Genomic DNA, 21,136 nt, shown 5'->3' with positions numbered 1-21,136 from the left:
GGATCAAACCACTATAAACAACCGCTTAAATTTTAAGGCATGCAGATTTATTGTTTAATTAACAAAGGTTCACTTTTAATTATCAACTTACGCAAAAAACCTATAGCCTCGAAATAAATTGAGACACAATGATGACACAGCCAAATACAAAACAGATTGACATCAAAACCGTTCCCCCGGGCGCCCGAAACGGGTTTTCATAGGCCGGTTGCTTTCTTAGTACATAGACCATTGCCGTAGGCAGAAGGATAGCCAGAATGGCCAGAGCAACCGCCGCATAACCCAGTGCGGCGACAAAACCATCCGGAAACATAATGGCAATAATAACCGGTGGGATAAAGGTCACCAGGGCGGTCTGCAGCCGATGGATGCGGGTATCGGCCCTTTGTAATAAGTTGGCAAGATAATCAAACAGCCCAAGGGCAACGCCCAACACGGATGTCAATAACGCTAGATCAGAAAACAGGTACAGAATAGTGTGTACATTTTTATCACTGCTTAATGCTGAAATTAAATGAGCCGTTGCCCCGGTTGACTGACTGATTTGCAGTAATAAGCCTTCGGGCAATACCCCCATCACCGCCACCAGCCACAAGATATAAACCACCAGCGGGATCAGGGTCGCTATCAGAAAAATAAGGGGAATATGCTGCAGCTGCTTCTTTTGATAAATGATAATGCTGGGAATGCCACCATGATAACCGAACGAAGTAAATATCACCGGCAGTGCCGCCAGAACCGATAGATACTCTACCCTCGCCCTATGTATCATGCTCTCATAACGCACTGAAGGTGCCAGTGACATCAGGGCAAGCATAAAAGTAACGATCATCAGGGTGAAAAAGATACGGTTAACAAGATCCACTGCCCGGGTGCTGTAATAAACAAAGGCTCCGGCAATCAGGGCAAAGAATATCACGCACAGTTGAGCGGAAGCTCCGGGAACCACTGCTTGAGCGTACTGCGCCAGTAACGATCCGCCCCCGGCAAAGTAGGCGGACATCAATGCGTAAAAAAGCCCGAGAGGGGCAATGGCAGAGAGCATCTTTCCCATCCGCCCTAATGTTCTGCTTGCCATGGTATACAAATTACAGCCAGGCTTGATGGCGACATTGGCCTCAAAGGCATAAAGGGCAGAGATAACCGCAAAGAATGCCGTCACCGCAAAAATAATCATAACCGGCATCAACCCGGTACTGGCCGATACCAGCGGCAAAGCAAGCATGCCCGCACCGATGGCCGTTCCTGACAAAATTAACGCACTGCCAATTACGGTGGAACGACTGGATTCAGACATAAGCAAGTACCTTTACTGAATATAAATTTCAGTGGTAAAGATAGGGGAATTTAATGGAGATACCTGCCTGATTATGTCTTGCTGGACAAGGTAAGCCTCAAACGGCGGTAAATACTGCTTATCTCAGTGGCTTCTGCCAACAACAGCTGCCAGAGTACTCTGACAATCTGCAGAGCACTCGCTATTCAGCCTTGTCAGCAATGTCGGCCTCACGACTGCGCGCAGCTAATGATTGGAGACTGTCAAACCGCTTCTGTAATGCCCGTAACTGGACATCAACACTGGCATCAACAACGCCGATTTCACTCTCCATAATACAATCACCGGATGAGAGTCGGGGATCAGCTACAAGATCAATAAAACCAACGCCTTTATACTCCGCCAGAATGGTATTCAGGCGCGCCTGAACAGCACTGTACTGAGCGGATGGCACACGGATGGTGACATGTTTCTCATTTCTGACATGTTGCAGGGCATTTTTAACCAGGCTTATGGCCAGTTCTTCCTGGTCGAATTCACCGATGATTTTTTTCACCCCGGAAAGCAGGATATTCGCAAGGGTATTTTCAATATCTGAAAGATAATTGATCGTCCTGCTGACCACTTTCAACATGTGATCTGTCTGTTCAGCCTTACTTTCCGCCAAACCTTCCTGATACCCACGTTTTTTTTCCTGCTCAAAGGCCTGGCGGGCTTCCTCAGTAATACCGGCAGCCTGCTCCCGGGCTGCCTTAATAATTTCCTGGGCTTCAAGATAAACAACATAGTCGTCTGCCTTGAGCACTTTGCAGGTTGGATCCAGCTCCAGCTGGACATTGTTTAGGATAACAGGTGCCGCCACTGTCGATTCACCTCTTTATGAGTTTTTACCAGTAACTTCACACACTGGGCTTTGTCCAGTCCCCCGGCACCTGGTGAACTCAAGGTCTTTTTCCAGCTGCTGGGCATTTTTAATATCAACCGTTGCCGAAAGGCTCCGGGCAAATCAGAAAACGCTGTGGCAATAACCTGTCGGCCATTGAGTTCCAGAAATGCTTTAAATCGATCCAGGTGTTTCCAGTCAATGAGTACACCGGGACCATTTTTTTCTGAAGCACGGCTGATAAACTGCGCTTTTTTCACGGTAAAACGGTAGGCCTCTTCGCCCAGGCATTTCTCCAGCGCCTTGCGCTCATCACGACGAATCACTGACCGGACAGTGGCTTCGTTGAGAATCAGCCCGATGTACAAAGCCAACTGTTCAATTTCTTCGGCACTGGCAAATACTATCCTTTTATCCGGGCGATCAAAGTCATAATCAAACTGCTTGGCGATGCCAAACTTGCTCAGCAGGTAGTTTGACAGACTAAATTGTGCAGGCTCACTGGTCTGAAGCGATTTCAGTAACTTGAAATGTTTATCCGATTTAAGCCAGCTTGCATGCACATAACGAACAGGAAAGAAGTTAAACTCAACCACATGATTGAACAGGCTTGTGCCATTATGTTCCTGAAAAACATTGTTACTGTTCATTGGTCATTTCACTCCAACCCCATACACTCCAATGAGTCTCCATTGAGCGGTGCATGCACTGTCCCACAAATAATTGTGGTCTTGAGCAAATCATCCGCTATTTGCGATCACCCTTTTTTTTCTTCGACTTTTTCTTCTGTTCCATCATCCAGAAGAAATAGCCACCGGCTCCCAGGGCCAATAACAGCAAGAGAATCAAAGCATAGACAACAATGCGAATAACCCCCGCAGAACCGGGAGTAACATCGACAAACAGCACCGTCTCTGTTGATGGGCTGTCAAAGTTGCCAGAGTTCAGGCGGGTTGCCGGGAACAGGGAAACAGCGATCTTCTCCAGGGAAAGCCCCTCAATACTGTTTGCCACCAGAGTTTTTACTTTCGGCACCAGACCCGCCAGTTCCAGCTCAGGGGTATACTTGATAAACACTGAAGCTGATGAGGGGTAGTTGACATCCGTCAGGCTATCCTGCTCCTGGGGCAATACCACATGAACACGAGCAGTCACGACACCATCAATCATCGACAGTGTTGACGAAAGCTCCTGTGACATGGAATAGGTATAACGGGCCCGCTCTTCTGTCGGGGAAGAAATCAAACCATCTTTAGGAAAAATATCACCGATCGATGAGTATTTTTCTTTCGGAAAACCAAGACTGCTCAAAATCTTGATAGATCTTGCAACATTACCGCTTTCCACCATGATGGTGACAATTTTGTCTTTATCCACCAGCTTCTCAGTGGGAATGTCATTATCAAGAAGGATGGCAAGCATTTCATTACCTTCTTTTTCATCAAGCCCGGAATAAAGCTCGACTTTACACCCCAGCAATAAAACACCGATGAGACACAGTAATGTAACCTTAAAGCTCTGGACAAACCCCTGTTTCATGACGAGCCAACCTTATGCACGTTAAAATATAATTACTCATACATTTAACGGCCAGTTGCGAAGAAAAATTATGATTTACCGAGTATAGTTTTAAAAGAGAGGGGCAATGATGATAGCTGAAGAAAAATCACCTTATTTTCCTTCAGCTTACAGATAAGAAAAAATTACTGATTACGTAACAGCGTATCGAATGTCTGAGTACTTTTACTGACAATCTTCCCAATATAGTCTTCAGTAATCATCAGATTGGTCATAGCCATTTGAGTTTTGAACATATCCTTCATCCCCATCGCCTCACCGGGTGCCAGGTGCTGCTTGACCAGGTCAGCCCTGCCTTCCACATGATTCCTGAGACCCTGCATTCCCTGAAGCACCTTGTCTCCCAGCGTCAGGGCCGGGGCATCCGGATTAGCTGCCACGTCAATAGGTTTAACGTTCGCCGCCTGAGAGGCTCCATCTGGCGAAACCAGCTGGGCGAAACGGCCTGCCGCCCCATCTTCTGGTTGATTCGGATTGGCAAAGCCTTCCTGGGTTTTTTCCAGCGCTTTATCCGCCAGATTACCTGTCTTGATAATATTGTCCGCCATGATAGTAACCTCTATTCATTATTGATTGGTTGAGGTACTTAAAATCCTCTTATCTGTTTAAAAACAGCTTTTTAATATTTTTATCTTACAATTTTAGCTCATCTGCCTTGTTCATCAAAAACTGCATAGCGCGCTCCACACTAGGGCGGTTGAAATCAGAATCATCCACAAACAAACAGATAACCAGTTGATTTTCTTGAAGGCCTACCTGTAAAGGATAAGGAAAGCTCTTTTTGTAATGGCACTCTGCCAGTGCACTTTCTAACACGGGCAGACTATTAAAGGGGTCTATCTCCCGGGCCAGATACATCAAAACGCCCTCTTCCTTTTGTTCCATATAAAAGGATCCGGCACCCTCAATTTCAAAGCATGCTACGCCGGTATCACCGAAATCGAACCCCTTGATGCCCATGGCCTCAGCAAATTCAGAGACTACGCTATTACGCCAATCCATTCGTCCTCCTTAACTTTTCACTTCACCCGCTGGTGGTTCATATCCTCCCGGATTCATCCGCGGAGCCCCCTGAAGATCAACCAGTGACTGGATGTACGTCTCGATCTTTGTTTCATTACCACCCAGTAGAGGTATTTCAATTTGCGATTCTTTTGCCTGCTCCATATAACCAAGTAACTGTTCTAACTGAGCCTTGTCCCCAGCCATTGACTGGATATCTTTAAGGACATCACCGATATCACCATATGATTCCCCTTCTACTTGCCCTTGAACCTTAGCGGCAATAAACGCTGCGGTTCCCCTGGCAGGAGTTGACGGAACTGAAGCATTGTCAGTCTCAAATGTTGCTTCAACCGTCATTCCATCATCTACCTCCTGATTTCCCGTTGCATCCAGGGTTGCCTCGACCTGCATACCCTCCGCGGCATCCTGACCGTCAGACTCATCCCAGCTTGACTCAACAGACAGGCTTTTCTCCTCAGCCCTGATGCTGAACGTGTGGGAGTATTCCATCCGGTCAAAGATATCAGTACCCAGCGGACGTGTTTTCGGCTCACTAATTGGGTCAAACGGATGCTTAAAGAACGACTTCAAACGAGCACTGAAGGGACCTTCTTTGAGGTGAGGAGACACACTGTCTCTAAAGGATTTAGATGGCCTTTTCTTTATTTTCGAATCTATTTCAGCAATGGTTGATTTAAGGCTGGCAAGATTGTTTTCTAACTGCTCAAGATCTAAATCCGGACCACGATCCTCTTTCAATACTTCCATTGCCGTACGAACCAGATCATTCACACTTTGACCAGGATGAGTTTTCACCCACTCTCCCAGCGCTTTGGTATCTGGCGGAATAAGCTGCAGTTCTTTGCCCTCCCCTTCGGGGGTAATAGCCACTTTAAGATCTTTGGCAAAGGCTTTACCCCGTTGGCTGGCGACATCTTTCAGCGCATCAATAATATCAACACCATTCTCTTCTGCATGCTGCAATGCAGTTAATGAGCAGTCAAAAACAAAGTTGGTATCCTTGCGTTGATGCAAACCCCGGGCCTTATCCAGTAACTCATCCTGTTTCTGTATGAGCTCTTGATCGGAAAGCCCATCAAAGCTGCCCTTTGCCGTCACCTCGGATGCCCCATTGGCACCTCCTTTGGCAGTCACCTCAGGAGAGGTGGCTGTTGCCGGGTCAACGGTGGCTTTAGTTGCTGTCGTTGACGTTTCACCCTGTGCCGCAGGCTCAGGCTGCATCGTTCCAGCTCCAAGAGTGGGAACACCAGTGGATGCCATAAACGGATTATCTGGTTCCTGAGCCCCTTTGAATTCACGACCCAAATCATCAATAATACTGTTTGAACCAAGAAAACCTTTTAACGCATCTTCCGAGACTTCAGTTTCTCCACCCTTGCCATAATTTTCATCCGTCTTCACAGAACCTTCTTCTTCCAAAACCAGATTATCCTGTACTTCCAGGATTGCTTGACTCAGGCTTTCTTTAATTTGTTCATTGGCAAAAATTTCTTCCGGAATCTCACGAATCAAGGTCGCAGTCTTATTCATGAAGGCCGTTCTGACTTCAACGGGCTGCTCACTCAGCCCCATTTTCTTAATTAAACTGGTAAAGTCACTTCCTGAAACAAACTGTTGATCCAACAAATCCAGAACATTGGTCATATATTTCTGACCATCAAATTGCCCAATACTAACCGGTGGCCTTCTCATCTCCCCTTGTGTTTCCATACAGCAATCATGGATACCCACCAGCCTTTTCAAGGTCGTCATATCATTAATCACTGAGCGCAGGTGGGTGTCTTCTGTTTTGGAGGTCATGGAATTCAACTCGCCACTCAAAACCCTGAGTCTTCTATCGACTGAGTTCTCAAAACCAGTCGCCACCTGGTTATTGTCCGGATCTGCATCCACCCCACCCTGGTTATTAGTCAGGTCTTTAAATGCTGCGCCGAGGGATTTATGATCCTTGACATGACCATATAGCTGCGAACGAACTTCATCCGGGGTTTTACCGGGATGGTAGTCCTCGGCCAGTTTACCAGCAGCGTTTGAGATCTCTCTGCCAATCTCAATATATTGAGGATGCTCATTTTCAAGCGCTTCAATGGCTTTAAAAATTTCATCTTTAGGCAGGGCGTCAGGATCGGCTTTAAAATCAACAGCGATCTCATAAAGCGCAAGATACTGGTGGTAAGGGTCCTTGAACTCCTCTTTTGCCCCTTTAAGATAGTCTTCTTGTCGATAATCCTCTTTTGATTCTTTAGGAAATCGTCTTTTGAAATCCTGTGTTTCAGGAACTTCTTCAACATTCTTGATTTTTTCAATTAATTCAAGCTGCCGCGCACTTGCCGATTTACCCTTATCTGCTTTAAAGTCTTTTGGATTCTTGAACTTAGCCAACAAACTGGTGAGTTCTTCCGCAGCATCGGCAGTGGAAAGCATCGATGATTTATTGGAGGCTTCTACCCCCTGCCCGGTTGACAGTTTCCCAGCCTTGCCAGCTGCGCTCTCGCCAGCCGCACCGGGAGCCTGCATCTGCTGCACCGCTGCTGAGGCTTGTATTCCTCCAAGTGGATTACCCATGCTTTCCCTCTGTGCAAGAAAAAGCCAACCCGCAGGGTTGGCTACATCTTATAAACCACGTCCTTTGATTGTGTCGTCAAGATCAAGCGATTGACCTGTAATCAGGCTCTTGTTGTCGATTTGAGTGTTTCAAACCATGAGCGGATGATCTCATCCATCTTGCTGATCACCGTTTTCACCATATCCTGATGGAGGTTCATAAACTCGCTATCAGACTGTGCAGCAGAATCATGCATTCTCTGGCTTGCCTCGTGTAATTTTCCCTGGGCCTGATGCATGCCTGCCTGGTAGTCTGTACCAGCCTTGATCATATCACCGCTTGCAGCGGTCATCTGGGAAAGACCATTACCAATCGCTACCTGCCGTTGCATATTCCCCTGGTCCAGTCCGCCAGCTTTGGCTGACATACCGACCTGGATACCACCGGAAATGATCTTGGTACCAGCACTGACCCAGCCACCAATGGCAGTCATCAGGGCTGCATTCTTCATTTCTTCTGCCTGGTTCAGAATCTCAGTTTTTGCCGCCTGCTGCTCAATGGAACGAGACTCCCTTGAGGCAGCACGCTGGTTGGCACTCATCTTGAACAGAAGCTCCATCACGGCAAAGATATCCACCATCTGCTCAAGCATTTTCATATCCGCAAAGGATTCGCCAGCAGCAAGCAGGTTCATTCCCTTGCTGCTGTTCATTAGAAATTGTGAAAGTCCCTGGGGAGCATTACGCATCAGGGCAGACTGGTTCTTTAATGACGTTGGATTGCTGGCTTGCAGAATAACCTGTATTTCCTCCTGGCCAAAGCCCATTTTGGCCAGCAGCTGCTTTTGCTCTGCACTGCCAAGCTGACCAAGTTTGCCGTTCAATAGTGCTGCCAGCCCTTTGGCCGTATCGGCACCAAACCCCAGCGCCTGCAGAACGGCCTTGGTATCAGAGCCTGCTGAGCGCATCATATCCAGACGACTACCGTCAGTATCCGGCGGCGCAAGAGAGATCATCGTTTTGATCTGGCTGTCTGAAAAACCCAGAGATCTCAGGATGGCCGTTTTCTGGTCCAGACCTTTTGCTCCTCCATGCTGATCGGCAAGAAACGTCTGGATATCTTTAGAGGTTGACAGCTTTTCCAGGTTATCCAGCTGAGTCTTCTGAAAGCCGCCCATACCGGCCAGCACCTGCCGCTTTCCTTCAGAGGTTTCCACACCTTTGCCGGAAAGCATCTGCATGTGCGAGGCTGCATCATCAAGAAGCGCCGCCTGTGATTTCAGCTTTGCGGTTTCACCTTTGGTCACCGTGCCATTCTGGATATTAGTGAACAGCTGTTTGGTTGACTCCATGGCCTCGTCGGTTGACTTGGACAAAGTAGCCAGGGTTTTACTGGCATTGGTCATTTGATTCGGTGACAGATCATCGGGCGAGGCCAGGGAGGGCTTGGCCTGTTGACCTGCCTTGTTAAGCTCGTTCAAAACCTCAGATTTAGCGTGTTTGGTTGAGGCGAGACGCACGCTCTCTTGCTGAAAGTCAATATCGCCTTTTTTGATTGCCGCTTTCTTTGCGTCAGCTGCTGCTGGTTTTTCAAGGAGCATCTGCATATTTGCATTGTGTGCCGCCCGGTCTGCACTAGAAATTCCCTCGGCCATGAGTTACCTCCATGTATCATTGTTAAGGGTAAAGCAACTTTTATTTATTATCCTTTGAGAGAGCTATTGAGCTTGGTCATCGTATCGTGGTTGTCTTTCATCATGCTGGTCATGACTTGCCATACCTGCTGCATATCCTCGATAACCTTTTGTATATCCTCAGTTATGTTATCGATGGCATGCTGATTGGCCAGCATCCAGGCATACAGCTCTTTCGCCTCGGCTCTTAACATATCTGCGTCATAATTCAGGTTGGTAATGTGGACATTGACCGAACCATCAGCAATCATGGCAGCCCCACCAGTAAGTCTGGCAGCCTGGGTACAGCGAGTGGTGATCGCTGCCATCTTGGCTGTCTTGGCTGTCGCTGTTGCCGCCGTCGTTGTTGCCGAGGCTGTGACTGTCGCGGCACTGGATGCACCACCCGCCGCCGCAGCGGTACCCTGGGAAGTCGCACTCGCTGCTGTAGCCGCAGCACTGGCCCCCCCCCCCCGGCAAACGCGCCACCAAGACTCATTACCAGAATCAAGGCCGACCAGAACACCATCGCGCCAATCATGGCCTGGTCTTCATTCGCACCAAATGCCTCGAAGATCGCGGCAACTCCCTTGTTCATCCAGTCACCGGTTTCGGAAGAAACAGTCATCATCACGGTCAGAGCCAGACATGCGGCCATGAGCCCCATGGCTAATGGCGAACCAACACCCGTAGCAAACATAACAACCATAACAACAGCCATGAGAGCTACGGCTATATAACCGAATATTTTAGCGATCGCCCCCGACTCTTTGGCTTCTTCCGCTTTTTCAATAGATTCAGCAATCTTTGCCAACCGTTTTTCTGAAACCTGCTGTCGCTGTTGCTCATTAATTTTGATATTTTCCTGGTTGAATACCAGACGGCTGTCCTGCAACTTGGTCTGAATTTGCATCAGCATTTGAGTAGCAGTATCCACATCAAGCGTTTTATTTGGATTCAGGAATGTTGAAGTAAAGGCCTTCAGTTCAGCTTGCAATTCTTTTTGAAGGTCTGTGGGTCCCCCTTTCAGGTTGGCAACTTTGTTGAAAGTATCGGCAAAAAGATCACCCAGCTGTCCAAGCGAGTCATCACCGGCAAGTTTGCCACCCACCTGGGCAGAGAACGAATGCATGGTCCTCAGGGAGTTATCCGGATCTTTCGGGTCAGCCAATTTCAGCATTCCATCAACCAGCTCATTACTGTAACCCATGGACAACAGATGGTCCTTGTTGCTCTGCATAGAACTGATATGACCCGCCAGTGGATTCGGCCGCCCGCCTGGCCCTTCGGCAAAGGCTTTCAGATCACCAGTAACCAGAGCCAAATAATCCTTGCCACCTTGTTCAATCACTGCCTCAGAAGCCAGACCAAGCTTTACCGCTTCAGGGTTCGTTTTACTCAGCTTCTGGATTTCGGAAAAAACAGAGATCTCCTTGAGGACTTTTTCAGAAGGAGAATCTGAGCCTTTCGCAGGAACATCCAGACTGTGCTTCGGCTTAAGGGGAGGAGAAATATTCTCCTGAACCTGATTCGTCGATACCGTGTTTTGCTCCGGATAACCACGACTGACTGTTTCTTTTTGCTCAACCTGGTCGGTCTGTTGTTGCCGGAGTGATGGGTCTATACCCGCCTGTTGTGGTATCTGCCCCGCCGAATACCCCTGTTGGATACCATCCATTCTGCTTACTCCCTGGCTATTTTAGATTTTCCAGCATATTTTTGGCACGTTCCAGATCCTTGGCATATTCCGAGCTATCACCGGCCCAATCAATGCAAGTCTCATAAGAAGTCTGAGCCTTTTCCCTGTCGCCTTTCGCTAAATGACAATCGCCGATATACATCATTGGTCGGGGATCATCAGAATCCAGAAGAGTAGCAAATGAGAAGATCTCGATGGCGCTGTCGTATTGTTTCTGCATTTGTTGACAGGCACCTAATCCAAGAAAGTATTTACGATTGAAATGGTCGTAAAAACACAAGAATTGAAAAACTTTCGTTGCTTCTTCGTACTTTCCACCCTGATAAAGATTGTAGGCAACTGAGTATATTGCTTCCATGGCATCATCACTCAAGTTTTTCAAATCTTTGAAGGTTCCCCCCTCACCGAAGAAATTCATGAGCTTGTCTTCAAGTTCTGCACCTTCATAATTCAGATCTTCACTATTCACGTGTGACTCCTCCATGAGTTAACGCATATTTTGAATAATAGTACTTATGGACTGGAAGTACTTGTTGATAAAATTAGAGAGCATTTCAAACGTCTGGTTGTATTTATTGATAGTCTGTTGAAGCTTGGTGGTTTGCAGTTGTGATTGACTGGTCAGCGATTCAATTTTTGATTTCAAATGCTCAATATTGGCATCCCACTCGGCAGAATTATGACTATCATCATTACCGCTTCGGTCAGTCTGAGCGCCCATCTGTTTCCAGAAATCCACCATATCCTTTGTCATCATGGAAGTGCCTGACGTGCCAGCCGCTGCCTTTTTCTCCTTGGCTTTGGCCAAATACATATTGGCCTCTTCCAGCAAATCATTTTTCTGATTGATGGACTCTATCTGGTCTTCCAGTTGTGTCTGGAGAATATCTGCCCGGGCTGTCAGCACGCCCATAATCAAGGCATCCAGGCTGGGCTTGGTGAAATCCACTGGTTCGCCCATCAGATACGCGTTGATTTGTGACGCTCCGGGACCTATGTAGTTATCACCATTCCAGTTCGCCGGATTACTGACCTCCTGAACCATGGCGACAGGTGCCTGTAAATAGACCAGTTTCTGTGACGCTTCATCAAGCTGTCCCGTATATCTAAGCGAGTTCAGTGTCTGCTTATTAACCGAGTAAAAGTGGGTGGGGGTTAGCGAGTTGCCCTGATCATCCGGGTCAGCCATTGATAACAATGCTTCAATCTGGGCATCGGTATAGCCGGCAGCCCGGAGTGAATTAATCCTGCCATCATTCAAGGTAACGGTTTTGGGGTTTTCTCCAGATTCGCTACTGGAAGAATCCACACCGCCAATGGAGGTACTCATTAGTGACTCCCTGTCATTTTGAATATCCGTTAAGTCGCTTCTTTAACTTTAGGTTATGAAACAACGTTTTTGCCAATTACACATTGGTCGATTTCTTTTTATAAAAAGAAATTCAAAAAATCATTTATTTATAAAATCACGACAATGACTTTTAGCTCGGTTTTTTTTCACCACTTTTATTTATGCCGTTTATCCGTTTATTCTGGTAACTCATCATCCAAACCACCTTTTGGAGCGGACATCGGAGTTTGTACAGATAAAGGGGCTGGCTCAGCAACAGGCCTGACTTTACCCCCATTCCCCATTCTATCTTTTCTATAAGCCTTTGCCGCCCGGACAAACTCAACCAACAGATCAAAAAACTCGATCCCCTGCATAGCCTTATCACCAAAACTCTCCAGTCGTCTGCGCGTATCACCGATGCTCAGTGGTTCAGCATTTGGGTCAGGACACAGCCTATCGTCAGGGAATTGCTTGTAAACTTTATTCGTCAATATTTCAATAAACGCATCTGTAGGCTCTATTAAATCCATCAGCTGATTCGTTTGCTTTTCAACCTCAGATATTCTGGCATTCTGAAAAGTATCAGAACCATGGTTATCTCTATGGTCCGTAACATGGCGAAACTGGTCATAAAGGCCTACCGCAGCGTCCGTTACCTTTTTTAAGGTCATTTCATCAATCTCTCTGACCGGTTTCTGAGAGTTCCTACTCCATTGTTCTGGAGCATGAGCCCCATTTGAAAATTGGACGAAGTTTTTAATGATCAGTTGCTGGAATTTATAAAGATTGTCAGCGAGTTCATCGTCACTCGCTCCCTCCTCCGTTTGCGTTGCCGCATTGGAGGCCCTGCCTCCTGTGACGGTTGGCTCACTTCTACCATTACTGGCAGAGGAGGGTCGCCGTGATTCTGTTATCGTCGGCCTGTCATCCCTGCCACCGGGACCTGGGTGTGGGCTTGAGCCAGATTCAGTTCTGGTGGTTGATGTCTCTGAGTGAGTCTGTGTTCTGTCTTCCGGAGAATTCTGTGAACTCTGTTGATTCTGTGGATTTTGTGGACTCTGTGGATTTTGTGGATTCTGGTTCTGACCACTATTACCCTGTGATGCATTCTGCGGTTTACTAATATTAAACGCTGTTACCCCCAAAGCCACGCCCAGAAAAGCCAGGGCACAAATTGCAAAAAACATCGCTGCATAAGGTTGTCCTACCATGAGAGTGATAAGAAAAATGGCGCTACAAATCACAAATCCAGCCCATAGCGGGTTATTTTTGACCACATTCAACAATTTGTTAATTGCACCCAATACTCGCTGAAATAGCTTTTTACTGGTTTTATCCCCCCCTCCTTCAATAGTGACTGAACCACCACTCCTAACGGCTGGATCATCATCAAGACCACCGCCTTCAATCGAAACACTTGCAACGTCCGATTCATCATCCATCGATGACGTTTTACTATGGGCCGCAGGCGGGTTAATACGAGACGGAAGCTTACTTTCAGAATGCTCAGGATCTCTGTTTTCTCTGACAATCTGTCCCACTGCGGTGCCAAAGTCAGGCCCAAACAACCTGCTGGTATCATGCCTGGGCGACATTTCATGTGTCCTGACATTACCAGGCTCTGCGGCAAGCTCAGTGGTTACCGACATAATTTCATCTTCGTCAACCGGTGATAAGATTGTTTCATGGTGTTCAGGTTCTAATGGATCACCATACAAACCCTTTTCAACACGGGAATCATGAGTCGATGGAAATGAACGAGACTCTTCATTGTTGGGCAGTGTATTATCAGCAGATGCTCTTTCAGGCAAATCAGGTGCCGATAATCTCGCTTCAGTAGAATCAAGGTTTGGCCCCGGACCATCTTCAGCCTTATCAGGAACTGGATTTAAAGATGGCAATGAGTCCTGTTGAGGTTTAACCGTTCTCTCCCCCGGAGGGTGAACTACAGAATCATGCGCTTTTTCACCTCGAACAGAAGGATCTCCTTTGCCCACTTTGGAGGCCGTCACTTTACGAGAGCCATAAGGAGTAACCATAGTCCCCTCTTTTCCTGACTCAGGCTCTGAGGATGAACCATTAAGTGGTGATGACGGATGACGGCCCGTAGGAGGAGAAATTGTGCTGCCCATGCAAATTCCTTTTCAAAAATATCCAATCTATAAAGAAAAAGTCTAGCTGATGAATGAAAAGCAAAATTAATAAACAAAGAGAATTAAAAAAATTTCTTAATTAAAAATATAAATTAAAGTAATAACTCTGAAAGCAGGTATTTCATGAAATGCATCAAGATACCGAAAAAATCGACCGGGTTGGCAAGTCAATTATGCAGAATCCACCGGGCGTTCATAAAATTCGAGAACTGCAGACATCAAATCTTTGGGACTGAGTATGCCCACCAGATTTCCATCTGCAACAACTTTGGGGTCTTGCAATCGTCAAAAGTGATCGATCTCACAATCATCTCTCTTGGCTTATGAAGCCAGCTCACGCCAGCGACTGACAACGAAATATTTTTATTTCTAATCAAACAGCTAGCTGAGCATAAGCAGCCGAAAACAGGCAATACCAGCAGGCCAGCCCCGGGTGTACTCACGGGTTCCCGGGCGGAATACCCCTTACAAGTGGAAAAGAGCGTAACAAACTCTATATAATACGCGGCAATTTCAAACTGACCTCACACAGAGATTGACTGTCAATGAGCTACTCATCTGTTCCTGCTGGTAAAAGTCTGCCAGAAGACATCTACGTCATTATCGAAATCCCTGCCAATGCTTCGCCAATCAAGTACGAAGTTGACAAGGATATGGATGCCATCCTGGTTGACCGCTTTATGGCAACCCCAATGTTCTACCCAGCCAACTACGGTTACATCAACCAGACCCTGGCTGACGATGGCGACCCTCTTGACGTTCTGGTAGTAACACCTTACCCGGTTATCCCGGGCTCAGTTATTCGCTGCCGTACTGTCGGCATGCTGAACATGTCTGACGAAAGTGGCCGTGACGAGAAGCTGATTGCCGTTCCTCACGACAAACTCTCCACGCTCTACAAAAACGTTAAAGAATACACAGATCTGCCAGCCCTGCTGCTCCAGCAGATTGAACACTTCTTTGAAAACTATAAAGATCTTGAGCCTGGCAAGTGGGTCAAGATTGATGGCTGGGAAGGTTCCGAAGCGGCCCTGGAAGTCATCAAGAAGTCTGCCGCCAACTATAAAGGCTGATATTCCTTATGGCTCAGGTTTCGACCTGAGCTTTTTCACTTATTTCTGCTGTTTTCTTCTCTCTGCAAGCCCGCTCCTACTTGCATCTCTGGTATATCACTGCACAATACATAGTATTCACCATTATAAACAGCAGCTTATATGCCAAAATGCCAACTCCGCCTGATCTGGCCCCTTTTTCTGGGTCTGTTAATCTCAATATCTGCCCAGGCCAACCTGAGCCAGTTATTCGGGGCAGAACCCAGCGAAAACCAGGGTTTTCTTCCGGTCGAAGAAGCCTTTCAATTCACCGGGCGAATTGAGCGAGGTTCGGCGATCATTAATGTTGCTGTAAAACCAGAGCACTACCTTTATAAGCACCGTTTCACCTTCACGCCGATAACCGATATCTCAACACTGGGTGCAGCTGACTATCCTGCCGGTGAAGCGATTTTTGACCCTTATTACAATAAAGAACTGGAAGTATTCAGTGAAAACCTGGTAATCAAAGTTCCTGCCAACCACTCAGGCAACCTGCCGGAACTGGAAATCGGCTTCCAGGGCTGTGCCATGGCCGGATTGTGTTATCCACCCCATAAAGTTGTTATTCCATTGGTGATTACCCAAGTCAGTGATTCGCCCGTTTCAGCCAGTGTTACCCTTACGGCCTCATCAGACTCCGGGAACGCCTTTCAGCAGCAGCTGGAACAGAACAGCCTGCCGATAGCGCTACTCCTTTTTGTCCTCGCGGGTATTGGCCTTAGCCTGACGCCCTGTGTCCTGCCCATGTTCCCGATACTGTCCAGCCTGATCCTGGGAACCAGGGCACAGAGCAAAACCCGTACCATAGCTTTGACGATGACCTATATACTCACCATGTCAGCCACCTTTGCCATTGCCGGTACATTAATGGGGCTGTTTGGTGCCAGCCTGAACCTTCAGGCAAAACTCCAATCCCCATGGCTGCTGATCCCTATGGCAATACTCTTTGTGCTGCTGGCCCTGAGTATGTTTGGCCTTTACGAGTTACAGCTGCCCGCCCGGGTTCGGGACAAACTCAGTGGCAGCCAGCAAAATTCAGGCAGCCTGTCGGGGGCTGCCGTGATGGGCTTGTTGTCTGCGCTGGTGGTTTCCCCTTGTGTCTCAGCCCCCCTGGCCGGTGCACTGATCTATATCAGCTCAACCGGTGATGCCCTGTTTGGTGGGCTGACTCTGTTTGCCCTGGGTCTGGGCATGGGTATTCCCTTATTTGTCCTGGCGTTAGGCGGAAGACACTGGTTGCCAAAGTCCGGGGCATGGATGAATGGTGTTCGCTCATTCTTTGGCGTATTACTTCTGGGCGTCGCCATTTGGATGCTGGAACGGGTTATCGCTCCATCAGTCACGCTCTTCCTGTGGGGTGCTTTGCTAATTGGCAGTGCCGTGTTCCTGGACGCTCTTCGCACCAACCCGAAAGAAGCGCACCAGAAGCTCCGACAGACCGTCGGCATACTCTGTCTGATCTATGGAACCTGCCTGATTATTGGTGCCGCCATGGGCAATAGTGACCCATTGAATCCGTTATTGGGTAAAAGCAGCCCTGCAATAGAAAGCGCCACTGAACAGACAGAGAGTGCCCGCTTCAAGACGGTAACGACGGTGAATGAACTGAATAACCTGCTGGCAGACGCAGCCCTGAACAACCAGCCCGCCCTGGTGGATCTCTATGCTGACTGGTGCATATCCTGCAAAATCATTGAGCGGACCGTGTTCCCAGACCCGCTGGTCACTGATCAGTTGGCCAGAATAGCCCTGATCAAGCTGGATATCACCGATAACACGCAGGAACACCAAAAGTTCCTCAACCAGCATCAACTGTTTGGACCACCCGCCCTGCTGTTTTTTAATGCCAGTGGGAGTGAGTTGCCTGCACTAAAATCCCAGGGTGAAATCACCGCCTTGCAGCTGCATCAAAAGCTGACGAAACTGCTGACAGCCTCCGGAACAACTACAGATGTCTGAACTTGTCTGAAACTGGCATGAAATGCTTCGTAACTGTCGTTAACCTCCTGTAACACGCACAAACTGGACGCACTCTTGACAATGGGGCAAAATGCCAGATCAATAACGATTGCGATGTATTTCAAAGGTTAACGGCGTAGCCAGGTTAACCAAAGCAGGCTGACTACTGAAGCTCTCCCATTGGTCAGGGTCGCAACGGTGACCATTGGGGTCTTAAGAGGATAAACATGGCTGACATTCTTGTGCTCAATGGTCCAAACCTGAATTTGCTTGGCACTCGAGAGCCCGGTGTTTACGGTGCAACCACGCTTGAACAGATCTGCCAGAACCTTGTCCAGCTGGCTACTGATGCAGGCCTTCAGCTGGAAAGCTTTCAAAGCAATGCGGAACATCTACTGATAGATCGTATTCATCAGGCAGGCAAAGATGGCGTCCGCTTTATTATCATCAACCCGGCCGCTTTCACTCACACCAGTGTGGCACTGCGGGACGCACTGCTTGGGGTTGCTATTCCATTTATTGAAGTACACCTTTCGAACATCCATTGCAGGGAGCCTTTCCGTCATCACTCTTATTTCAGTGACGTTGCTGAAGGGGTTATTGCCGGACTGGGACCTAAAGGCTACGAAATGGCACTGTCTGCCGCAGTTGACAGGCTTGCCAGACAGCCGGAGCCATAAGAACGCGAGCTTTTTTTCAGAACGCGACTCCAACACAGGACAACGTTCTGATTTATGTTAATCACAGTGCAACTGCCTTAACCCCTCTTAAACAGTGGCACTGTCAGGCAAAAACTGACCAACGGGGATCCTGCACTCGCCAAGTAGAGTGTTCGATTTTTCGCAAAATCAACCAGACTGGCCAGCCAGAGCTGCCAGTACACGCATTTGAGACTGACAATGGATATCAGAAAAGTAAAAAAGCTCATTGAGCTGCTGGAAGAATCAGGTATTGATGAGCTCGAAATCCATGAGGGTGAAGAGTCCGTTCGTATCAGCCGTTACTCGAAAAATGCACCTGTAGCCGCCGCCCCCATTGCCTATCCGGCTGCTGCACCAGCCCCGGCTCCGGCTGCTGCCCCCGCTGCCACTGAAGCAGCTGCACCTGCTATTGCTGAGCCTGTCGTTTCGGGCCATCAGGTCAAGTCTCCCATGGTTGGTACTTTCTACGGTGCTCCGTCACCGGATGCGCCTGACTTCGCCAAAGTCGGCCAGCAGGTTAAGGAAGGTGATGTACTCTGCATTGTTGAAGCCATGAAGATGATGAATCAGATCAAGGCGGACAAATCCGGCACTATTGATGCCGTTCTGGTAGAGAATGGTCAGCCTGTTGAGTTCGACCAGCCCCTGTTCACTATTGTCTGATAATCGCCTGAGAATCGCGTTATGCTCGATAAAGTCGTAATAGCCAACCGGGGCGAAATTGCTCTCAGAATATTAAGGGCCTGCAAAGAGCTGGGCATCAAGACCGTTGCGGTTCACTCCAAGGCCGATGCTGACCTTATGCATCTGCACCTGGCGGATGAGTCCGTCTGTATCGGTCCAAACAACCCGGCAGACAGCTATCTCAATATTCCTGCCATCATCAGTGCCGCCGAGGTGACTCACGCCACCGCGATTCACCCGGGTTACGGCTTCCTGTCAGAAAATGCAGATTTTGCTGAACAGGTAGAACGCAGTGGCTTTACCTTTATCGGGCCTTCTGCCGACGTTATCCGCCTGATGGGGGACAAAGTCTCAGCGATCAAAGCCATGCAGAAAGCCGGTGTTCCCACGGTTCCTGGCTCTAATGGCTCTCTCACTGACGATCACAGCCGCACCATGGCTATTGCCCGGGATATTGGTTATCCGGTGATCATCAAGGCTGCCGGCGGTGGCGGTGGCCGCGGTATGCGCGTGGTCTACAACGAAGAAGACCTGATCAGCTCCGTCGCCCTGACCAAATCAGAAGCCGGTGCGGCATTCAACAATGATACGGTTTACCTGGAGAAATTCCTGCAAAACCCACGTCATGTGGAGTTCCAGGTGCTGGCCGATGGCCAGGGTAACGCCATTCATCTGGGTGACCGCGACTGCTCTTTGCAACGTCGTCATCAGAAGGTTATTGAAGAAGCACCTGCGCCCGGCATTCCGGAAGAGAAGCGTCAGGAAGTGGCCAGTGCCTGTACCCGTGCCTGCATTGAGCTGGGCTACAAAGGCGCTGGAACCTTTGAATTCCTGTATGAAAACGGTGAGTTCTATTTCATTGAAATGAACACCCGGGTTCAGGTTGAGCACCCGGTGACCGAACTGATCAGCGGCATTGATATTGTCAAAGAGCAGCTGAGAATTGCCAGCGGCCTGCCTCTGAGCGTTGAACAGGACGATATCGAACTCAAAGGCCACGCCTTCGAATGTCGTATCAACGCCGAAGATCCAAAAACCTTTATGCCATCACCAGGCAAGGTTTTGCAGTTCCATGCACCGGGTGGTAACGGTGTTCGCGTGGATAGCCATCTGTACAACGGCTACAGCGTTCCCCCTTACTATGACTCCCTGATCGCCAAGATCATCAGTTATGGTCCGGATCGTGAAACGGCTCTTATCCGGATGAAGAACGCACTGGATGAAACCGTTATTGAAGGGATTAAAACCAATATTCCTCTTCATCAGACGTTGGTGACTGATCCTCACTTCAAAGAAGGCGGTGTCAGTATTCACTATCTGGAAAAGAAACTGGCTGAGTGATTTCCCGTTTTTTTGCTCTTTGGCAAGGCCCTCTCCCACAGGAGATGGCCTTTCTTTTTATTGGGCGATCAACCAGCAAATGTTTATGAAATACCGGTGCTCAGCTACAATAAGTCGCCTATGTTCCATGAATTTCTTTCCTGAAGAACAGGTCTGAATTCTTATTGCTTTTCATTCTGGGTAACACAATGTCTTGGATTCAAGTCAGACTGGACACAACTTCTGACCATGCTGAAATTCTGGAAGACCTGCTTCTGGAAGCCGGTGCCTGTGCGGTCACCCTGCAGGATGCAAAAGATCAACCGGTCTATGAACCAGAGCTGGGTACCACACCGCTGTGGACCAACACCGTTGTTGTTGGCTTGTTTGATGCCCAGACCCGCATCGATGATATCATACCCTTTCTCAAAGAACATGCCGGACTGAACCCTTTCCCTGATAACAAGGTCGAACTGGTGGAAGATAAAGACTGGGAAAGAGAGTGGATGACCCACTTCCACCCCATGCAGTTTGGTGATCGCCTGTGGGTTTGCCCCAGCTGGAAAGACGTTCCCGATCCTGAGGCAGTTAACCTGATGCTGGACCCGGGCCTGGCCTTTGGCACCGGGACGCACCCCACCACAGCACTCTGCCTGCGTTGGCTGGATCAGCAGAATAACCTGACTGGCAAAACAGTTATCGACTATGGTTGTGGTTCTGGCATCCTTGCTATTGCAGCACTCCTTCTGGGCGCACAATCCGCGGTCGGTGTTGACCTGGATCCGCAGGCACTGGAAGCCTCTATCGAGAATGCTAAACGGAATAACATTCCGGTGGATAAACTGGAAGTTTTTCTGCCCGATGACGAACCAGCAGATCAAGCTGATGTAGTACTGGCCAACATTCTTGCTGGCCCTTTGACTCAACTGGCTCCCAAACTGGCCAGTCTGACCAGGGAAGGCGGTTCCATTGCTCTATCCGGTGTTCTGGCTGAGCAGGCGGATGAAATAATTCAAACCTATGAACAGTGGTTTGCCATGGATACAGCAGTCACCTTTGATGGCTGGGCCATGCTTTCTGGTAAGCGACGTTCATAAGCTGGCATTGATGTGATGCAGGTATGACAGAACTTGTTACTCCCCGGGTTTCAATAAAACAAAATTACCTGCATTATCAATTAGACTGGATTCAGTACGGGGGCTCTGGTCTAATA

At 48.3% G+C, this 21,136-nt stretch carries 18 protein-coding genes and 1 pseudogene; 6 read left to right on the top strand and 13 right to left on the bottom strand.

Features of this window, described 5'->3' with window-relative positions:
- Positions 1-100: 100 nt before the first annotated feature.
- The 13 genes and pseudogenes from O3276_RS22410 to O3276_RS22350 form a co-directional block, all read right to left on the bottom strand.
- Positions 101-1,297 carry an amino acid permease gene (locus tag O3276_RS22410; RefSeq protein ID WP_269673289.1) on the bottom strand — a complete coding sequence of 399 codons (1,197 nt, stop codon included), beginning with the start codon at positions 1,295-1,297 and terminating at the stop codon, positions 101-103.
- Between the two features lie 181 nt (positions 1,298-1,478).
- Positions 1,479-2,138 (bottom strand): HrpE/YscL family type III secretion apparatus protein, encoded by a 660-nt coding sequence (locus tag O3276_RS22405; protein ID WP_269673288.1) that lies wholly within the window; start codon positions 2,136-2,138, stop codon positions 1,479-1,481.
- Positions 2,117-2,809 carry a SctK family type III secretion system sorting platform protein gene (locus O3276_RS22400; protein ID WP_269673287.1) on the bottom strand — a complete coding sequence of 231 codons (693 nt, stop codon included), beginning with the start codon at positions 2,807-2,809 and terminating at the stop codon, positions 2,117-2,119. Before O3276_RS22400 ends, O3276_RS22405 begins: the two co-directional genes overlap by 22 nt.
- A gap of 97 nt (positions 2,810-2,906) precedes the next feature.
- Positions 2,907-3,698 (bottom strand): type III secretion system inner membrane ring lipoprotein SctJ, encoded by a 792-nt coding sequence (gene sctJ, locus O3276_RS22395; protein WP_101745963.1) that lies wholly within the window; start codon positions 3,696-3,698, stop codon positions 2,907-2,909.
- A gap of 164 nt (positions 3,699-3,862) precedes the next feature.
- Entirely contained in the window at positions 3,863-4,285 is a 423-nt protein-coding gene (locus O3276_RS22390; protein ID WP_101745964.1) for an EscF/YscF/HrpA family type III secretion system needle major subunit, read from the bottom strand.
- An 85-nt stretch (positions 4,286-4,370) separates the two neighbouring features.
- Positions 4,371-4,739, bottom strand: coding sequence for a type III secretion system chaperone family protein (locus O3276_RS22385; RefSeq protein ID WP_101745965.1), 369 nt, complete (start codon positions 4,737-4,739; stop codon positions 4,371-4,373).
- A gap of 9 nt (positions 4,740-4,748) precedes the next feature.
- Positions 4,749-7,328: a TyeA family type III secretion system gatekeeper subunit gene (locus O3276_RS22380; RefSeq protein WP_269673286.1), complete on the bottom strand. Its 2,580-nt coding sequence runs from the start codon at positions 7,326-7,328 to the stop codon at positions 4,749-4,751.
- Between the two features lie 101 nt (positions 7,329-7,429).
- Entirely contained in the window at positions 7,430-8,962 is a 1,533-nt protein-coding gene (locus O3276_RS22375; RefSeq protein WP_269673285.1) for a hypothetical protein, read from the bottom strand.
- A gap of 47 nt (positions 8,963-9,009) precedes the next feature.
- Positions 9,010-9,501: a type III secretion system translocon subunit SseC family protein gene (gene sctE / locus O3276_RS22370; protein ID WP_269676043.1), complete on the bottom strand. Its 492-nt coding sequence runs from the start codon at positions 9,499-9,501 to the stop codon at positions 9,010-9,012.
- A pseudogene (gene sctE, locus O3276_RS22365) lies at positions 9,456-9,893 on the bottom strand (type III secretion system translocon subunit SctE); the annotation flags it as partial. The pseudogene sctE (O3276_RS22365) and the gene sctE (O3276_RS22370), both read right to left, overlap by 46 nt.
- 781 nt (positions 9,894-10,674) lie before the next feature.
- The gene (locus O3276_RS22360) at positions 10,675-11,148 is read right to left on the bottom strand and encodes a SycD/LcrH family type III secretion system chaperone (RefSeq protein WP_269673284.1); all 474 of its coding nucleotides are present in this window, start codon (positions 11,146-11,148) and stop codon (positions 10,675-10,677) included.
- An 18-nt stretch (positions 11,149-11,166) separates the two neighbouring features.
- Positions 11,167-12,009, bottom strand: a complete 843-nt coding sequence (locus O3276_RS22355) for a hypothetical protein (protein ID WP_269673283.1) — start codon at positions 12,007-12,009, stop codon at positions 11,167-11,169.
- Positions 12,010-12,206: 197 nt separating this feature from the next.
- Positions 12,207-14,051 carry a hypothetical protein gene (locus tag O3276_RS22350; protein WP_269673282.1) on the bottom strand — a complete coding sequence of 615 codons (1,845 nt, stop codon included), beginning with the start codon at positions 14,049-14,051 and terminating at the stop codon, positions 12,207-12,209.
- A gap of 659 nt (positions 14,052-14,710) precedes the next feature.
- Here O3276_RS22350 and ppa point away from each other — a divergent pair.
- The 6 genes from ppa to prmA all read left to right on the top strand — a co-directional run bounded on the left by ppa (position 14,711) and on the right by prmA (position 21,020).
- Positions 14,711-15,238 carry an inorganic diphosphatase gene (ppa, locus tag O3276_RS22345; protein ID WP_269673281.1) on the top strand — a complete coding sequence of 176 codons (528 nt, stop codon included), beginning with the start codon at positions 14,711-14,713 and terminating at the stop codon, positions 15,236-15,238.
- A gap of 141 nt (positions 15,239-15,379) precedes the next feature.
- Positions 15,380-17,218 carry a protein-disulfide reductase DsbD gene (dsbD, locus tag O3276_RS22340; RefSeq protein WP_269673280.1) on the top strand — a complete coding sequence of 613 codons (1,839 nt, stop codon included), beginning with the start codon at positions 15,380-15,382 and terminating at the stop codon, positions 17,216-17,218.
- Positions 17,219-17,445: 227 nt separating this feature from the next.
- Positions 17,446-17,898: a type II 3-dehydroquinate dehydratase gene (aroQ, locus tag O3276_RS22335; RefSeq protein WP_269673279.1), complete on the top strand. Its 453-nt coding sequence runs from the start codon at positions 17,446-17,448 to the stop codon at positions 17,896-17,898.
- Positions 17,899-18,117: 219 nt separating this feature from the next.
- A complete protein-coding gene (gene accB, locus O3276_RS22330; RefSeq protein WP_269673278.1) occupies positions 18,118-18,582 on the top strand; it encodes an acetyl-CoA carboxylase biotin carboxyl carrier protein in 465 nt (154 codons plus the stop codon).
- Between the two features lie 21 nt (positions 18,583-18,603).
- Positions 18,604-19,944, top strand: a complete 1,341-nt coding sequence (gene accC, locus O3276_RS22325; RefSeq protein ID WP_269673277.1) for an acetyl-CoA carboxylase biotin carboxylase subunit — start codon at positions 18,604-18,606, stop codon at positions 19,942-19,944.
- A gap of 188 nt (positions 19,945-20,132) precedes the next feature.
- Positions 20,133-21,020, top strand: coding sequence for a 50S ribosomal protein L11 methyltransferase (prmA, locus tag O3276_RS22320; RefSeq protein ID WP_269673276.1), 888 nt, complete (start codon positions 20,133-20,135; stop codon positions 21,018-21,020).
- Positions 21,021-21,136 lie beyond the last annotated feature (116 nt).

The organism is Endozoicomonas sp. GU-1, from assembly GCF_027366395.1.
GTDB lineage: Bacteria > Pseudomonadota > Gammaproteobacteria > Pseudomonadales > Endozoicomonadaceae > Endozoicomonas.
Note: the sequence above shows the minus strand (reverse complement) of the source record. Positions and strands in the feature narration are given on the sequence as shown.